Below are 16,553 nucleotides of genomic sequence, written 5' to 3' on the forward strand. Positions count from 1 at the left end.
CCCTTACGAAAGCTGGCCACCGATCATCGCGAGATGATCGGCAATGGGACCGAGGGCGAGGCTCGGCAGGAAGGTGAGGCCGCCCAGCACCAGGATGATGCCGACCAGCAGGCCGACCCAGAGGCCGCCGGTGGTCGGGAAGGATCCCGCGCCCGCCGGCGTGTGGCGCTTGGCGGCAAGGCTGCCGGCGATCGCCAGCATCGGTACGATCACGAAGAACCGCCCGATCCACATCGCGACGCCCAGCAGGCCGTTGTACCAGGGCGTACCCGCGGTCAGGCCGGCGAAGGCCGATCCGTTGTTCCCCACCGCGCTGGTGAAGGCGTACAGGATCTCGCTGAAGCCATGCGGCCCCTTGTTGAGCGGCCCGGCGAGGCCCGCCTGCGCGACCGCGGACAGCGCCGTGCCGCCCAGGATGACCAGCGGCAGCACCGCGATGGCGAGCACCGCGAGCTTCACCTCGCGCGCCTCGATCTTCTTGCCGACATATTCGGGCGTGCGCCCGACCATCAGGCCGGCGACGAAGACGGCGAGGATCGCGAACAGCAGGAAGCCGTAGATACCGGCACCCACGCCGCCGACCACCACTTCGCCCAGCTGCATGTTGATCAGCGGGATCATGCCGCCCAGCGCGGTGAAGCTGTCGTGCATCGCATTGACCGCGCCGCACGACGCCGCCGTCGTGACGACCGAGAAGAGTGCGGACGCGGCGATGCCGAAGCGCACCTCCTTGCCCTCCATGTTGCCGCCCGCGACGCCCAGATGGTGCAGCACCGGATTGCCCGCCGCTTCCTGCCAATAGGTGACGCCGACGCCGGCCAGGAACAGCAGCATCATCGCCGCCAGGATCGCCCAGCCCTGGCGCGTGTCGCCCACGGCCTTGCCGAACGTCCAGGTCAGGCCCATGCCGATCACGAAGATCGACGCCATCTGCACGAAATTGACCAGCGCGCCGGGGTTTTCGAACGGATGCGCGCTATTGGCGTTGAAGAAGCCGCCACCGTTGGTGCCGAGCATCTTGATCGCTTCCTGGCTGGCGACCGGGCCCAGCGCCAGCGTCTGGCGCAGCCCTTCCAGCGTCGTCACGTCGACCGAACCGGCCAGCGTCTGCGGCACGCCGCTCGCGATCAGGACGATCGTGTAGACGATGCACGCCGGCAGCAGCAGGTACAACGTGATCCGGGTCATATCGGCCCAGAAGTTGCCGATGCCATTTGCCTGCCGCCGCGCGAAGCCGCGGAACAGCGCGAAGGCGAGCGCGATGCCCGTCGCCGCCGAGGTGAAATTGTGGATGGTCAGCGCCAGCATCTGGCTGAGGTTCGACAGCGTCGATTCGCCCGCATACCATTGCCAGTTGGTGTTGGTGGTAAAGCTGATCGCGGTGTTGAACGCGCCGTCCGCGCCCACGCCCGCATAATGCAGCGGGTTGAGCGGCAGCACCGCCTGCAAGCGCAGCACGGCATAAGTGAACAGCATCAGCGCGATGTTGAACAGCAGCATATGGACGGCGTAGCGGCGCCAGCCCTGCTCTTCCGCCGGGTCGATGCCCGACAGACGATAGAAGCGGCGCTCGACGGGGCCGAGCACGGCATGGAGCGGCGTGCGTCGCCCCTCGTACAGCGCGAACAGCCACAGGCCGACCGGCTTGACGAGGGCGAGCAGCACCGCGACGAAGGCGAGGATCAGGCCCCAACCCTGGATGGTCATGACGGCGCTCCCTTCAGAAGCGTTCGGGGCGGAGCAATACCGCCACCAGATAGGCGAGCAGGCCGAGCGCGCAGGCGGCGGCGAGCCACAGGTCGATGGTCATGGTCGCGCCCTCACGCTTTGTCGCACAGGCGGGCATAGGCCAGCGTCAGCGCCGACAGCCCGCCGATGATCGACAGCCAGATGATATCCTGCATGGAAAGGTCTCCCCGTTCAGAAGGCGGCGGTGAGCGAGACGAGCGCAGTGCTGCCGGCGATATTGCCGGTGCCGTCCTGTCCCTTGCTGAAGCTCGGCCGCAGATAGGCGGCGTCGCGGTCCGAAATGTTCGTATCGATCCAGGCGACGCCCAGCGTCAGGTTGTGCCAGCTGGTGTCGACCCCCAGCGACCAGTCCCAATAATCGCCGGTCGGCGTCGGCGCGGTGGCATTGGGGCCCAGGCCGTCCATGCCCCAGCTGTGGCCGATATGCGCCTTGGCGGTGAACGGCGTGCCCATGATCGCCGCCGCGCCGTCGCCCCAGAGGTACAGATTGTCGCTCTTCGCGCCGGGATGGTCGTAGACGCCGGCCGCCGCGCTGGCGCCGTTATCGTACCATTTGCCGATCGCCTGCTGCTTGGGCGCATAGGCCGCACCCGCGGTCAGCGAGACCGGGCCGGTGGTGCCCGACAGCTTCACATAGGGTTCGGCATAGTCCGTCTTGTTGGCGCCGCCCGGATACATGTACCAGGTCAGGCCGACGTCGAGCGTGCCGGTCGGGCTGATCTTGGTCTTGTACCCGCCGATCAGGTCCAGCTCCATATTGGCGCCACCGAACGTGCCCCAGCCGGCAAGGTTCGACGCCCAGGCACCGACATAGACGCCGCTCTTATGCGCGACGGTCAGCCCGGCCTGCACCGCCATATGCTCGTCGGTCTGCGAGATGCCGCGCAGGCGATAGTCGGACAGGATCGCGGCCGATCCGCTGACGGTGACGGCCGGCGGCGGCGCGGTGTCGGTGCTCTGGGCATAAGCGGGTGCCGCGACGGGCAGCAGGGCGACGGCAAAACAATAACGGATACGCACGAAATCGAACCTCCCACGAACGGAGGATCCGGGCGCCGCGAACGGGCGCCGGATCCTCCTGCGGGCAAGGCAATTAGGCCGTGCGTCCGTAGGGTTTCGAGAGCGATTATCGGGTCAAGGCGTATGTTTTCCGTATGTTTTTACGCGGCCCCTCTCACGCTGCCGCGACGAAGGCGTCCAGCCGCGCCAGATGCGCCGCCACCGCGTCGGGCGGCAGGAACGATCCGGTAAAGCTGTTGCGCGCCAGCGTCGCCAGTGCCGCGCGGTCCAGCCCCCGCGCCGCCGCCACCGCGCGATAATTGTCCGCGACATAGCCGCCGAAATAGGCGGGATCGTCCGAATTGATCGTCGCACGCAGCCCCTGCGCCAGCATCGAATCGATCGGGTGATCCTCGATCCGGTCGACCACGCACAGTTTCAGGTTCGACAGCGGGCACACCGTCAGCGTCATCCCCTCGTCCGCCAGCCGCGCGACCAAGGCGGCGTCCTCCAGCGAGCGGTTGCCATGATCGATCCGGTCCACGTCGAGCAGGTCGAGCGCCTGGCGGACGTACTCCGGCGGCCCCTCTTCCCCGGCATGCGCGACCAGCTTCAGCCCCTTCGCGCGGGCGGCGGCGAAGACGCGCGCGAACTTTTCGGGCGGATGGCCGACCTCGGACGAATCGAGGCCCACCGCAGTGATCCGGTCGAGCCACGGCGTCGCCTCCTCCAGCGTCGCGAACGCCTCCTCCTCGCTCAGATGGCGCAGGAAGCTCATGATCAGCGCGCTGGTCATGCCATGCCGCGCTTCCGCCTCCGCCATCGCGGAGAGCAGCCCCTCGATCACCTCGCCAAAGGGAATGCCGCGCGCCGTGTGAGTCTGCGGATCGAACATGATCTCGGCATGCACCACGCCGTCCGCGGCGGCCCGGTCGAAATAGGCAGCGGCCAGATCGTGAAAGTCGGCCCGCGTGCGCAGCACGTCCGCCCCGGCATAATAGATGTCGAGGAAATCCTGCAGGTTGGAAAAGGCATAGGCCGCGCGCACCGCCTCCACCGATGCATAGGGGATCGCGACACCGTTGCGCTTGGCCAGCGCGAACATCAGCTCGGGCTCCAGACTGCCCTCGATGTGCAGGTGCAGCTCGGCCTTGGGCAAGGCGGCGATGAAATCCTCGGTCATTCGGTCACTCCAGGCACGGCGACCGAAACTGCAACGCGAACCGCCGTTCCGCAAGCGGCGCCCGGCCTACCAGCCCATGCTGCCCGGCACGCCCTTGAACGGCCCCGCCAGGTCCGCCGTGATCCACCCGCCATAGAAGCCGCCCGGCTGCGGGATCACCTGTTCGCCATCGACCAGGCAGCGGTCGAACGGCCCGGCGTAGAACGCGACATGGTCGCGCAGGATCGCGAAGCCGCGTGTCGGATCGGGATAGCTCCAGGCGACATCGGTCAGCCGGACGTCGGCGACCTGCACATGCCAGTACACCGCATGCCCCTTCCATTCGCAGAAGGATCGCCGGTCGGACGGGATCAGCACGCCGGGCGTGATATCGGCCGGCGGGATGTACCAAGTCGGCGGATGGCTGGTCTCCAGCGTCCGGACCGGCGCACGGGTGTCTGCCACCACGACGCCGCGATGCTCGATGCGGACGTGCCGATCGCTCGCCTCCGCCACCGCGGGTCGCGGAAAATCCCAGACGCTCTGCTGGCCCGGACCAACGGGATCGCGCCACGGCCTCATGCGCGTGCCTCGCGCCGCCGCAGCCAGCGTTGCAGGCGCGGCCGCACCCGCAGGAAGCCGCGATACGCGCGCTCCAGCATCGCCAGCACGATGGGGTTGCGCGCCGCGATGCCCAGCGGGCGCAGCAGCGGGATCGCCCGCCACATCGCCGCGAAGGCGGCCGCACCCGACAATAACGGCCCGTCGCCCTCGCGCGCGTGGAAGCGCGCCAGCATCGCGCTGCGGTCGATCGGGCAGCTTCCCGGGCCGGCGACGTCGACGAAGTCGATCCGGCCGCGCCGGTCCAGCCGGCGCATCATGGCGATCTCGCGCCGGCACAGCGGACACTGGCCGTCATGCCATACGGTTACGCGGCGCATCGCCCCTCCGCCGGATTGTCGCGCCAGATCCGCCCGGCCAGCAACGTCGCAAAGCCCAGCCAGCCGACGAAGGGGACGGCCAGCGCCGCCGCCGGCCGATCGACGCGCGCGGCGGTGGCGACATAGGCCGCGCCCGTCGCCACCATCGCACCCGACACCGCCGCGCTCGCGCCCAACTGCCGCTCGCGAAAGAACAGCTGCGTCCACCCGCCGATCAGCGCGCTGTTGACCAGCCACAGGCCGACCGCCGCATTGCGGCTCGCCCCCGATGGGCTGCGCAACAGGCGATAGCCGCCCACCGCCAGCCCCGTTTCCAGCACCGGCCACACCGCGCCAAAGGCGGCGTCGGGCGGCGTGAAGCCCGGCTTGTCGAGCTTGCGATACCAGCGCCGCACGCCCGGATGCGTCGCGTCGGGCGCATTGCGGCGCCCCACCAGCGCGCTGATCCCCAGCACGGCGGCGACCGACGCCAGCGCCGCACCGCGACCCAATCGACCGCCGCCGGTGTCCGTCGTCCGTCCGCTACTCGTGCCCACGTCTGACCTCCTGTAATGACCTGCCGCTACAGCGAGCCACGCGCGCGGACGTTCCAGCCCATGCGACGACCGGCGATTTGGGCCCAAGGCGACCGCGACGCGTTACCGGCAGATGAGCTCGCACCACGACCGCTACGCCTATCGCCCGATCACCGATCGCCCCGTCTACGACTGGCCCAATGGTGGCCGCCTCGCCATCTATCTGGGCGTCAATTACGAGGTGTTCCAATTCGGCAGCGGCCTGGGTGCCGAGCTGGCCCCGGCGCAGACCGATCCCGACGTCATGAACTATGCCTGGCGCGATTACGGCAATCGCGTCGGCGCGTGGCGGCTGTTCGATCTGTTCGACCGGCTCGACCTGCGCACCACGGCGCTGGTCAACGCGGACGTGCTCGATGCCTGCCCCGGCCTGGCCGAGGCGTGCCGCGACCGTGGCGACGAGATTGCGGCGCATGGCGCGACGAACGCCACGGCGCAGGGCGACCTGTCCGGCCGGCGCGAAGCGACGATGATCGGCGACGTCACCGATCGGCTCGCCGCACTGGGCGTCCGCCCGACGGGGTGGCTCGGCCCCTGGATTTCCGAAAGCGACCAGACGCCGGACCTGCTGGCGCAGCAGGGCTATCGCTACGTGCTGGACTGGGCGCACGACGACCAGCCGACGCGGCTGTCGACCGCGCACGGCGGGCTGCTGTCGGTCCCCTATTCGCAGGAGATCAACGACATCCCCGCGATCATCGCTCGCCGGCAGGAGGCGGAGACGTTCGCCGGCATGATCCGCGCCGCCGTCGAGCAATTGCTGTCGGAATGCGACCGCCGCCCCGTGGTCCTCGGCATCGCGCTGCACCCGTATATCATGGGACAGGCGCATCGCACGCCCGCCCTCGCCCGCGTGCTGACCGAGCTCCGGGCCGCGAACGATCCGCGCATCTGGTGGACCACCGCCGGCGACATCGCCGCGCATGTCGAGGCAAACGATCTGGCGGTGTGACCCGCGGCCGGCACTTCATTATGATCGAAAAGGATGGCGCGAGGCCGCCGTCCGGCTAGGCTGGCGCGATGCGGCGTCTTCACATCGCGATTGCCGGCTGCGGCCCGGCGGGCCTCGCCACCGCGCTGCTGCTGCATCGCGACGGCCATCATGTCACCTTGTTCGAGCGGTTCGATGCGCCCCGCCCCGTGGGATCGGGGCTGATGATCCAGCCGACCGGTTTCGCGGTCCTGCGCGCGTTGGGGCTGGCCGACGCGCTGCTCGACCACGGTGCCCGCATCGATCGCCTGCATGGCGAGGCGGGACGCAGCGGCCGCGTCGTCCTGTCCGTCCGCTATGCCGCGCTCGGCAAGCGGGCCGGGTTCGGCGTCGGCGTGCATCGCGCGACCCTGTTCGCCCTGCTGCATCAGGCTGTCGCTGCCGAGGGCATCGCGATCGAAACCGGCTGCGCGGTGTCGGGCAGCGACCTGACCGCCGCTGACCGTCGCGTCCTGCTGTTGGAGGGCGGCCGCCGGATCGGCCCGTTCGACCTCATCGTCGACGCGCTCGGCACGCGGACGCCGCTGGCGCCGCCCTGCGGCCGCACGCTCGCTTATGGCGCGCTATGGGGAACGCTCGACTGGCCCGCCTATGCCGGCTTCGATCCCGCCGCGCTCGAACAGCGCTATCGGCGGGCAAACGTGATGATCGGCGTGCTGCCCATCGGGCGGTTTCCGGGCGATCCGCGCCAGCAGGCGGCGCTCTTCTGGTCGCTGCGCGCCGATCGACTCGCCGAATGGCAGGCGGCGGGGCTCGATGCCTGGAAGGCGGAAGTCTCCGCCTTATGGCCGGCGACGCGCGCCTTGCTCGACCAGATCCGCTCCCCCGACCAGCTCACCTTCGCCCGCTACGCCCACCGGACGCTGCCGACGCCGGCGGAGGCGGGCATCATCCACATCGGCGACGCCTGGCATTCGGCCAGCCCGCAATTGGGACAGGGCGCGAACATGGCGCTGCTCGATGCCTATGCGCTCGCGCTCGCGTTGCGAGGATCGCCGGACGTGGCCGCGGCGCTGGGCAAGGCGATCGCGATGCGGCGGCGGCACGTGCATCTGTACCAGGCCCTCACCGCGCTGTTCACCCCCGTCTACCAGTCCGACAGCCACGCGCTCCCGTTCGTCCGCGACCGGATCGTTGGCCCCGTGTCGAAGCTGTGGCCGGCAACGCGCATCCAGGCGGCGATGGTCAGCGGGCTGATCGGCAATCCACTGAAGCCGTTGTTCGGCTGACGGCACGCCGGCGCATCGTGCTCCTACCAAAATGCAAGGTGACGGCGGCACCATCGGGCGATAGGGCAGTCCGGTGAGCGCGATACGCCATCATGTCCTGCATCATCGCTGTTTGGCCGTCTGGCTGATCGCATTGACGCTGCTGATGAAAATCGTGGTGCCCAACGGCTATATGCTGGGTTCGTCGAACGGCGCGATCACGATCGAGATCTGCTCGGGCTACGGCCCGGTGACGATGACCATGGCGATGCCCGGCATGGCGCATCACGACGACAAGCCGGATCACGGCAAGGCGGAGCAGCCCTGCGCCTTTGCCGGCCTCAACGCCCCCGCGATGAGCGGCGCCGATCCGCTGCTGCTCGCGCTGGTCGTCGCCTTCATCGTCGCGACCGTCTTCCGGACGGTCGTTCCGCCCGCCCCGCGGCAGTTCACCCGCCTCCGCCCCCCGCTGCGCGCGCCACCCGCCACCGCCTGATCGATGGCGAGACGGGACGCCCCGCGGCGTTCCCCTCGCCCGTGCCGCAGGCGATCGTTCGAATCGCGCGCGGTTTCAGCTGCCGGCCGCCCATCGGGCGGCACGGCGCCTGATGCTTTCAGGGGATCATCGTGCCTTCATTCCACTATCTTGCCGCGGCCTCGCTGGTCGCGCTCGCCGCGTCGCCGGCGTCTGCCCAATCCACCGACCCGCGCCGCGCCGAATTGCTGCGCCAGCGCGACGCCATCGACGCCGAATTGCGCAAGCTCGACGCACCGGCGCCCGCCGCCACGCCAACGCCGGTGGCGTCCACGCCCATCGACACGCAAGCCGCGCCCGGCGACATCATCGTCACGGGACGTGCACTGACGCTCACCACGCAGGTCACGGGCCAGACCGACACCACCATCTCGGATCGCGATGTCCGCAACACGCCGGCGCGCACCATCGCGGACATCGTCAAGCTCTCGCCGGGCGTGACGGTGATCGGCGGCAACGGCCCGCGCGACGTGGGCGTGTCGATCCGCGGCTCCAACGCGCGCAACAGCTTCGGCGCACGCAACATCCAGGTGTTCGAAGACGACTTCCCGGTCACCCAGCCCGACGGCCTCGCCCGCTTCGATCTTACCGATCCGCACGCCTACGGCGCGGTCGACGTCGTCCGCGGGCCATCGTCCGCCCGGTACGGCAATTATGCGATCGAGGGCGCGATCAACTTCCGCACCCGTCGCGGCCGCGACATCCAGGGGGCCGAGCTGGGGCTGGACGCTGGCAGCTACGGCTATCTCAACGCCTATGCGACGATCGGCCACGGCAATGCCGACCAGGACTATGCGCTGTTCGGCAGCTTCGTGCGCGCCAACGGCGCGACGGGCCATACCGGCTATGAGACGGGCACGATCAACGCACTGGCGACCGTCGCGCTGTCGGATCGCGACCGGCTGACCGGCAAGCTCATCTACAACGAGGGCGAGTTCCGCCTGTCGACACGCCTGTCGTTCAACCAGTTCGCCACCAACCCCTATCAGCAAGGATGCGAACGGGCGGCGACCGCCGCGCCGGGATGCGGCACGATCTCGGTCCTGGTGAACGGGATCAACGGCACCCGCATCGCCCAGACCGCGACCGAGGGCGATCTCGCCCGCAACGATCGCCGGACGATCGTCGGCGCGCGCTGGGAGCATGACCTGTCGTCGGCGACGACCTGGCGCACGCAGGCGCTGTTCGACAGCCGCGTCGTCAACCAGCCGACCGGCGCCACCCCCTTCAAGGGGACGCTGGACAGTTATGCGATCAGTTCGGACGTCACGAACCGCGGACGGCTGTTCGGCATGGATGCGGTCAGCTTCGTCGGCCTGTTCTACGGCTATCTCGATAATCAGAGCTTTTCGTTCAACAAGACGCCCGCCGGCCGCAACGGCATTGGCGCTCCGACGCAGACCGTGTTCGGCGACGTGCGCAACCTCGGCATCCGCGCGCGCGAGGAATTGCGGCTGACCCCGACGCTCACCTTCGTGGCGGGCATCGGCGCGGAACGCTCGATCATCAACATGCGCCAGACGGCTTATAGCTATCCGGTCGGCGCCAGCCCGACGATGACGGTCGTGCCCGCGCTGCGCCGGTTCGGCAATGTCGCCCCCGAAGCCTCGCTCGTCTGGCAGGCGGATCCGGCGCTGCGCCTGCACGCGCGCGTGGGAACCGCTTATGGCATCCCGCAAGCCGGCCAGCTGTTCGTGACGCCCGCCGGCGTGCCGGGCGACAATGTCGCGCTGAAGACCCAGAAGAACACCGGCGTCGACCTCGGCGCCGAGCTGCGCCTCGGCCGCACGCTCACCGCCGAACTGACCGGCTATTACGAATGGTTCCGCAACGAACAGGTCAGCCAGTCGGCGGGCGTCAACCTGTTGTCGTTCACCACCAACGTGCCGCGGTCGATCCACCGCGGCGTCGAACTGGCGGTGGAATGGCGTCCCGATCTGGTCGAGGGCGGCTATGTCCGCGGCAATTACAGCTACAACGACCAGCGCTACACCCAATATCTCGAGCGGCTGACGTCGGGCGCGGTGTCGGCGGTGTTCGACCGCGACGGCAACCGCATTCCGGGGGTGATCCCCACCTTCGCCAACCTTCGTGCGGGCTATGACCGCCCTGCCGGTCCGCTCGCCGGACTGGGCGGGTTCGCCGAGGTGACGTGGCGTTCGCGCTACTGGATCGACAATGCCAATTCGCTGCGCGTGCCGGGCTATGCGCTGGTCAACCTGAACCTGCATTACGATCCCCCCGCCGGCGCCGGCTGGTGGTCGCGCCTGTCCTTCTATGCCTCGCTCGAGAATCTGACCGACACCACCTATGTCGGCTCCGCCTCAATCATCGCCAACAGCCTGGCCGCGAACGGCACGCTCAATTCGCCGACGGTGCTGCGCGGCGTCACCGGCTCGGTCTATGCGGGCCAGCCCCGCACGATCTACGCCGGCATCAAGGGACGGTTCTGATGGCACGCGACACGCAGGGCCGCACTGGACAGGCAGGCGGCTTCTATTCGTCGGTCTGGCGCTGGCATTTCTATGCGGGGCTGTTCTGCATCCCGTTCGTGATCTGGCTGGCACTCACCGGCACGATCTACCTGTGGCGGCCGCAGATCGAATCCTGGCTCGACCGCCCCTATGATCGCCTGCCCGTCGCGGGTGCGCCGGCCTCGCCCGACGCACAGGTCGCCGCCGCGTTGCACGCCGTGCCCGGCGCGACCTTGCGCAAATATGTGATGCCCGAACGGCCCGACGCCGCCGTCCGCGTGCTCGTTACCCGGGACGGCGCGGACCGGCGCGTCTACGTCGATCCCCACTCGCTCGCCGTGCTGGGCGTCGTGATCGAAGAGCAGCGCCCCATGCGCGTCGTTTTCCGCCTGCACGGCGAATTGCTCGCCGGGGCGGCCGGCAGCTACCTCGTCGAGATCGCCGCCTGCTGGGCGATCGTGATGCTGCTGACCGGCCTGTATCTGTGGTGGCCGCGCGGGCGGCGCGGCCTCGCCGGAATCCTCTACCCGCGGCTACGCGCACGGGGACGCCTGTTTTGGCGCGACCTCCATGCGACGGCGGGCATCTGGGTCACGGTGTTCGCGCTGGGGCTGATCCTCACCGGCCTGCCCTGGGCCAAGGGGTGGGGAACCTACCTCACCCAGGTGCGCCAGCTCACCGGCACGTCGCGGGGCCCGGTGGACTGGACGATCGGCGGCAAGGCTCCCAAGGCCGATGCCGCGTCGGGCGAGCATGCCGGGCATGGCGGCATGACGATGCCGGCGCCGCCACCGTCCCCGGGCGATCTGGCCCGCGTCATCGCGACCACCCGCCCGCTGGGCCTCGCCGGACCGGTGCTCATCACGCCCCCCGCGCAGGCCGGCGCCCCCTGGTCGGTCGCCTCCGACACGGCAGACCGTCCCTTGCGCAGCACGCTCAAGATCGACGGCGCCAGCGGTCGGATCGTCAGCCGGACCGATTTCGCCCAACGCCACTGGATCGATCGGGTGATCGGCTACGGTATCGCGGCGCATGAGGGCGCGCTATTCGGCCTCGCCAACCAGCTGCTCGGCACCGCCACCGCGCTGCTGCTCGTCCTCTTGTCGGTGTCGGGCGCGGTCATGTGGTGGCGGCGGCGGCCGATCGGCCTGCTCGGCGCCCCCATCCCCGTCGGCCGGGCGCGGTTTGGCGCCGGGCTGGTCGTCGCGATCCTCGCGCTCGCGCTCTACCTGCCGCTGTTCGGCCTGACGCTCATCCTCGTCCTCTTGTTCGAGGGGATCGCACGCCGGTGGCTGCCCGGCCCGTCGCAATGGCTGGGCCTGCGACCCGCCTGACACGGCCGCCGGGCGTCATTCGGGGACAAGCGGGAGCGTACCCGCTGCGCCCCCGGATGACGCCGCAACGTTGATCGCCGCCCCGTTGATCGCCGCCCCCGGCCGGCGTATCGCCCGGGTATGACCCGCACACAGCCTTGGCGCAAAGCCCTGATCGCGCTGTTCGTCGCGATCGTGGCGTTCACCGGCTATCATGCGGTGCGGACGGTCAGCGACGCCCTCTATTGGAACGCGCACCGCGACGAACCGATCGAGCCGTGGATGACGATCGGCTATGTCGCGCATTCCTATCACGTCCCGCCGCACATCCTGCACGCCGCGCTGAACCTGCCGCCGACGCCGGATCGCCGGCCGCTCGCCCGTATCGCGCGCGACAGCGGCCGGTCGATGTCGCAGGTCGAGGCGAAATTGACCTATGCGATCGTCCACGTCCGGCCGCCCTATCCGCCCCCCGGCCCGCCACCGCCGCCCGTGGCCCCATCTGGATCAACGTCGTCCGGATCGTCGTCCCGAGCGGCGTCGCCCGCCCGATGACCGACCAACTGCTCGAACTGCTGACGACCTATGGGCTGCCGGCATTGTTCGTCGCGATGATCCTGGCGGCGGCCGGCATGCCCTTCCCCAGCTCGCTGACGCTGGTGGCGATGGGATCGTTCGTCGCGCAGGGCGAATTGTCGTTCTGGCCCGTCGTCGCCGCGGGATCGGCCGGCGCCGTCATCGGCGACCAGATCGGCTATGCCTTCGGGCGCTACGGCGGGCGCCCCCTGCTCGCGGCCGTGACCAGGCGCATCGGCGGGGCGGACAAGGTCGAGCAGGCAGAGGCCTATTCGCGCAAATGGGCGGGATGGGGCATCTTCTTCAGCCGCTGGCTGATCGGTCCGCTCGGACCGTGGATCAACGTCACCAGCGGCCTCACCGAATATCCCTGGGCCCGCTTCCTCGCGCTCGACGTGGCGGGCGAGGTCCTGTGGCTCGTGATCTACGTGTCGCTGGGCCGCGCGTTCAGCGATCAGGTGCAGACGATCGCCAGCCTCCTCGGCAACCTCACCTGGGTGATCGTCGGCCTGCTGGCGGCCGCGCTGCTCGGCTGGAAGCTCTTTGGCCGATCCCAGGCGCCGACCGACGATCCCGCATAGCCCGCCGCCGGATCGGGGCGACGGCGATCAGCGCTGCTTCTTCGTGATCGTCGCCGTGAAATCGGGATCCTTCTTCGCCACCCAATCGACGAATTTGCGCACATTGGGGTGATCCAGCAGGCCCGCGACGTTCATGCCGTGCCGCTGCAGTTCGGAATTGGTGAAGTTCGCGGTCAGCGTCTGCTGGCAGATCGGATGCATCGGCACCACGTCTCGGCCGCCACGGCTCTTGGGCACGGGATGATGCCAGACGATGGTCTTGCCCGTCGGCCGGCCGCACAGCCAGCACGGCGGCGGCGCGGCCGGCGTGTCGTCGTCTGCGGGCAGGTGATCGTAAGGATCATATTTCGAACGTCTGGCCATAGCGCGATCCGATTGCTTCGATTGCCCCCGCCTGTAGCGAAGCGATCCGCCGCGTCCTAAGGAAAGCGGCGAACAGGGTCCGATCGCCACGGACCGATCGGGGACTATCATGACGGATTCAGTGAAACCTTGGGACCCGGCGTTGGTGCGCCGATGGCTGGACCGTCGCCACGCCGCCGCGCGGCTGGATCAGGCGGCGGCGGATCGGCAAGGCTATGACGCGCGCGACGATTACGACAAGGCGGCGGCCGAGGAATGGGTGTGCCGCACGCTGAAGGATGACGATAGCACGGCCGACCAAACCGCCTTCGCCGCCCGCCTCAAGCACTTGATTGCGCAGGACGACTATCCCGCGACCGGCCTGAATGACGAGGATCGGTTCGAACGACACGTCCGAACCTATCTGCGCAAGGTCGCCAAGATGACGAAGGCGAACGAAGGCTTCGAAAAGACCCTACGCCACCAGTGAACGCGGCGGCGCCGCCATGCACGACCGCAAAGCAGGGCCGCATGCAACACTGGTAGGACCACAAAGCGCTAGCCAAACCCCTAGCCGCGTTGACGCGCGTGCCTGCTCGGCCGATGAATGTCCACAACATCGCATATCTGGTACTACCAGAAGAGAGAGGTGCCGTGGACGTCTGGGCGCAAAATTACGATCCGTTGGGCAATATCTGGCTTTCTAGCCTGGTCGCCGCCGTACCAATCATATTCTTCTTCCTAGCCCTCACCATCTTTCGCCTGAAAGGCTATGTCGCGGGGACGATCACGGTGGCGTTGACGCTGGCGGTCGCCATCGCGCTGTACGGAATGCCGGTACACAGTGCGATCGCCGCCGGTGTGTTCGGCTTCTTCTACGGTTTGTGGCCGATCGCCTGGATCATCCTGGGCGCAGTGTTTCTCTATCGTATCGCGGTGGCGACCGGCGCGTTCGACATCATCCGGCAGTCGATCCTGAACGTCACCGAGGATCAGCGTCTGCAGCTATTGCTAGTCGGCTTTGCGTTCGGTGCCTTTCTGGAAGGCGCGGCCGGGTTCGGTGCGCCGGTCGCGATCACCTCCGCCTTGCTTGTCGGCCTCGGCTTTCGGCCGCTCTATGCGGCGGGGCTGTGCCTGATCGCCAACACCGCCCCCGTGGCGTTCGGGGCGATGGGCATTCCGATCGTCGTCGCCGGACAGGTGACCGGCATCGACCCGTTCCTGATCGGGCAGATGGCGGGGCGGCAGTTGCCGTTGCTGTCGGTCCTCGTGCCCTTCTGGCTGATCCTGATCATGGACGGCCCGCGCGGCGTGCGAGAGACGTGGCCCGCCATTCTGGTCGCCGGTGGGTCGTTCGCCATCGTCCAGTTCCTGACCGCGCAATTCATCGGGCCGGAGTTGCCCGACATCACCGCCGCGCTTGCGACCCTGATCACGCTGCCCATCTTCCTGCGCTTCTGGCAGCCCAAGCGCATCTTCCGCTTCGACGCGGCGGAGGTCGCCGCCGACGGCGCGGTGCCGGTCGCGCCGGTCACGGCGCAGACCGTCCGCCATTCGCCCGCACAGATCGCCTGGGCCTGGTCGCCCTTCCTGATCCTGACCGTGTTCGTCACGCTGTGGAGCATCGCCCCGGTCAAGGCACTGTTCGCCGCCGACGGGCCGCTCGCACACCTCGTGCTGAAGCTGCACGTGCCGTTCCTCGACAAGCTGGTCGCCAAGGTGCCGCCGATCGTTCCGCAGGTCACGCCCTATGAAGCGGTGTACAAGTTCGACTGGCTGTCGGCGACCGGCACCGCGATCATGCTGGCGGCGATCGTCACCATCGCGTTCCTGCGAATGAAGCCGGCGGATGCGGCCCGTACCTTTGTCGACACGTTGAAGAGCCTGCTCATCCCGATCTATTCGATCGGCATGGTCCTCGCCTTCGCCTTCCTCGCCAATTATTCGGGGCTGTCGGCGACGCTCGCGCTGGCCCTGGCGCATACGGGATCGGCCTTCACCTTCTTCTCGCCGTTCCTCGGCTGGCTGGGCGTGTTCCTGACCGGGTCGGATACGTCGGCCAACGCGCTGTTCGCGGCGTTGCAGGCCAATACCGCGCACCAGATCGGGGTCAGCGACGTGCTGCTGGTCGCGGTCAACACGACCGGCGGCGTCACCGGCAAGATGATCTCGCCGCAGTCGATCGCCATCGCCTGCGCTGCGGTCGGGTTGGTCGGCAAGGAGTCCGACCTGTTCCGCTTCACCGTGCGCCACAGCCTGCCGCTCTGCGCGCTGGTCGGGATCATCACCACGGTCCAGGCCTATCTCCTACCATGGATGATCCCATGAGCGTGCCAGCCAGCGTATCCCACCGGGCGGAAGCCGCGATCGAGGCGCTGATCGCCCAGCGTAAATTGTTGCCCGGCGCGCGCCTGCCCTCCGAACGATCGCTGGCCGAGACGCTGGGGGTATCGCGCAACATTCTGCGCGAGGCGATGAACCGGCTGGCGGCACAGGGGCGGATCATCATCCGTCCGCGTGCCGGGGCGATCCTGGCCGAGCCCTCGGCGCAATGGACCGAGCAGATGATCGCCGAACCGCTGGCCCCACTGGTCGAGGCCAATCCGGGCTACGGCCATGACATCTTCGAGGTCCGCGAGTCGCTGGACGGCACCGCCGCCTATCATGCCGCCCGGCGCGCCGATGCGGTGGACAAGGACCGTATCCGCCGCCGCTTCGACGCGATGGAGAAGCTGCACGGCGCGGGCGACGTTGCGGCGGAGGCGCACGCCGATGCCGCCTTCCACCTCGCCATCGCGCATGCCTCGCGCAACGCAGTGCTGACGCATGTCATGTCCAGCCTGTTCGGGCTGCTGCACACCAGCATCTCGCAGAGCCGCGAAAAGATCTACGCCGTGCCGCGCACATTCGAGGCGCTGTCGGCGCAGCACCGCGCGATCATGGAGCGAATCGTGGCGGGCGACGCGGACGGCGCACGCGACGCGGCCGATGTCCATCTCGAATTCGTGCGCACCACGGTCCGGCAGGTCGAGGACGACCTGGCCCGCACCAAGCGCGCCACCGCCGCGCGCAGCGCCGAACTCTCGTTATAGATTGGGAACGACCCG

The 16,553-nt window shown here is 68.6% G+C and carries 18 protein-coding genes; 10 read left to right on the plus strand and 8 right to left on the minus strand.

Annotation, left to right across the window (positions count from 1 at the left end):
- Positions 1-3: 3 nt before the first annotated feature.
- The 7 genes from kdpA to SPHME3_RS0117675 all read right to left on the minus strand — a co-directional run bounded on the left by kdpA (position 4) and on the right by SPHME3_RS0117675 (position 5,387).
- Entirely contained in the window at positions 4-1,707 is a 1,704-nt protein-coding gene (kdpA, locus tag SPHME3_RS0117640) for a potassium-transporting ATPase subunit KdpA (RefSeq protein ID WP_017978037.1), read from the minus strand.
- A gap of 13 nt (positions 1,708-1,720) precedes the next feature.
- Positions 1,721-1,810 carry a K(+)-transporting ATPase subunit F gene (kdpF, locus tag SPHME3_RS20290; protein ID WP_017978036.1) on the minus strand — a complete coding sequence of 30 codons (90 nt, stop codon included), beginning with the start codon at positions 1,808-1,810 and terminating at the stop codon, positions 1,721-1,723.
- A gap of 110 nt (positions 1,811-1,920) precedes the next feature.
- Positions 1,921-2,769, minus strand: coding sequence for a TorF family putative porin (locus tag SPHME3_RS0117655; RefSeq protein ID WP_017978035.1), 849 nt, complete (start codon positions 2,767-2,769; stop codon positions 1,921-1,923).
- Between the two features lie 154 nt (positions 2,770-2,923).
- Positions 2,924-3,931 carry an adenosine deaminase gene (locus SPHME3_RS0117660; protein WP_017978034.1) on the minus strand — a complete coding sequence of 336 codons (1,008 nt, stop codon included), beginning with the start codon at positions 3,929-3,931 and terminating at the stop codon, positions 2,924-2,926.
- Positions 3,932-3,997: 66 nt separating this feature from the next.
- A complete protein-coding gene (locus SPHME3_RS0117665; RefSeq protein ID WP_020486415.1) occupies positions 3,998-4,492 on the minus strand; it encodes a DUF427 domain-containing protein in 495 nt (164 codons plus the stop codon).
- Entirely contained in the window at positions 4,489-4,851 is a 363-nt protein-coding gene (locus tag SPHME3_RS0117670) for a thiol-disulfide oxidoreductase DCC family protein (protein WP_017978032.1), read from the minus strand. The genes SPHME3_RS0117665 and SPHME3_RS0117670 overlap by 4 nt, the downstream gene beginning before the upstream one ends.
- Entirely contained in the window at positions 4,839-5,387 is a 549-nt protein-coding gene (locus SPHME3_RS0117675; protein WP_017978031.1) for a TspO/MBR family protein, read from the minus strand. Before SPHME3_RS0117675 ends, SPHME3_RS0117670 begins: the two co-directional genes overlap by 13 nt.
- Before the next feature lie 112 nt (positions 5,388-5,499).
- On the opposite strand from SPHME3_RS0117675, the gene SPHME3_RS0117680 reads away from it, so the two are divergent.
- The 7 genes from SPHME3_RS0117680 to SPHME3_RS0117710 all read left to right on the plus strand — a co-directional run bounded on the left by SPHME3_RS0117680 (position 5,500) and on the right by SPHME3_RS0117710 (position 13,104).
- Entirely contained in the window at positions 5,500-6,378 is an 879-nt protein-coding gene (locus SPHME3_RS0117680) for a polysaccharide deacetylase family protein (RefSeq protein ID WP_017978030.1), read from the plus strand.
- A gap of 68 nt (positions 6,379-6,446) precedes the next feature.
- Positions 6,447-7,646 (plus strand): FAD-dependent oxidoreductase, encoded by a 1,200-nt coding sequence (locus SPHME3_RS0117685; protein WP_017978029.1) that lies wholly within the window; start codon positions 6,447-6,449, stop codon positions 7,644-7,646.
- A 73-nt stretch (positions 7,647-7,719) separates the two neighbouring features.
- The gene (locus SPHME3_RS0117690; protein ID WP_018251121.1) at positions 7,720-8,121 is read left to right on the plus strand and encodes a DUF2946 family protein; all 402 of its coding nucleotides are present in this window, start codon (positions 7,720-7,722) and stop codon (positions 8,119-8,121) included.
- A gap of 131 nt (positions 8,122-8,252) precedes the next feature.
- Positions 8,253-10,613, plus strand: coding sequence for a TonB-dependent receptor family protein (locus SPHME3_RS0117695; RefSeq protein WP_017978027.1), 2,361 nt, complete (start codon positions 8,253-8,255; stop codon positions 10,611-10,613).
- A complete protein-coding gene (locus SPHME3_RS0117700; RefSeq protein ID WP_017978026.1) occupies positions 10,613-11,968 on the plus strand; it encodes a PepSY-associated TM helix domain-containing protein in 1,356 nt (451 codons plus the stop codon). The genes SPHME3_RS0117695 and SPHME3_RS0117700 overlap by 1 nt, the downstream gene beginning before the upstream one ends.
- Before the next feature lie 120 nt (positions 11,969-12,088).
- Positions 12,089-12,502: a hypothetical protein gene (locus tag SPHME3_RS0117705; protein ID WP_017978025.1), complete on the plus strand. Its 414-nt coding sequence runs from the start codon at positions 12,089-12,091 to the stop codon at positions 12,500-12,502.
- Positions 12,499-13,104 (plus strand): DedA family protein, encoded by a 606-nt coding sequence (locus SPHME3_RS0117710; protein WP_017978024.1) that lies wholly within the window; start codon positions 12,499-12,501, stop codon positions 13,102-13,104. The genes SPHME3_RS0117705 and SPHME3_RS0117710 overlap by 4 nt, the downstream gene beginning before the upstream one ends.
- 27 nt (positions 13,105-13,131) lie before the next feature.
- On the opposite strand, the gene SPHME3_RS0117715 is transcribed toward SPHME3_RS0117710, so the two are convergent.
- Positions 13,132-13,467, minus strand: coding sequence for a hypothetical protein (locus SPHME3_RS0117715; protein ID WP_017978023.1), 336 nt, complete (start codon positions 13,465-13,467; stop codon positions 13,132-13,134).
- A gap of 109 nt (positions 13,468-13,576) precedes the next feature.
- Here SPHME3_RS0117715 and SPHME3_RS0117720 point away from each other — a divergent pair, with 109 nt between their 5' ends.
- From SPHME3_RS0117720 to SPHME3_RS0117730, 3 genes are all read left to right on the plus strand, one after another.
- Positions 13,577-13,936: a hypothetical protein gene (locus tag SPHME3_RS0117720; RefSeq protein ID WP_024310476.1), complete on the plus strand. Its 360-nt coding sequence runs from the start codon at positions 13,577-13,579 to the stop codon at positions 13,934-13,936.
- Positions 13,937-14,100: 164 nt separating this feature from the next.
- Positions 14,101-15,774: an L-lactate permease gene (lldP, locus tag SPHME3_RS0117725; RefSeq protein ID WP_017978021.1), complete on the plus strand. Its 1,674-nt coding sequence runs from the start codon at positions 14,101-14,103 to the stop codon at positions 15,772-15,774.
- The gene (locus SPHME3_RS0117730; RefSeq protein WP_020486413.1) at positions 15,771-16,538 is read left to right on the plus strand and encodes an FCD domain-containing protein; all 768 of its coding nucleotides are present in this window, start codon (positions 15,771-15,773) and stop codon (positions 16,536-16,538) included. Before lldP ends, SPHME3_RS0117730 begins: the two co-directional genes overlap by 4 nt.
- Positions 16,539-16,553: the final 15 nt, after the last annotated feature.

This window comes from Sphingomonas melonis DAPP-PG 224, from assembly GCF_000379045.1.
Lineage (GTDB): Bacteria > Pseudomonadota > Alphaproteobacteria > Sphingomonadales > Sphingomonadaceae > Sphingomonas > Sphingomonas aquatilis.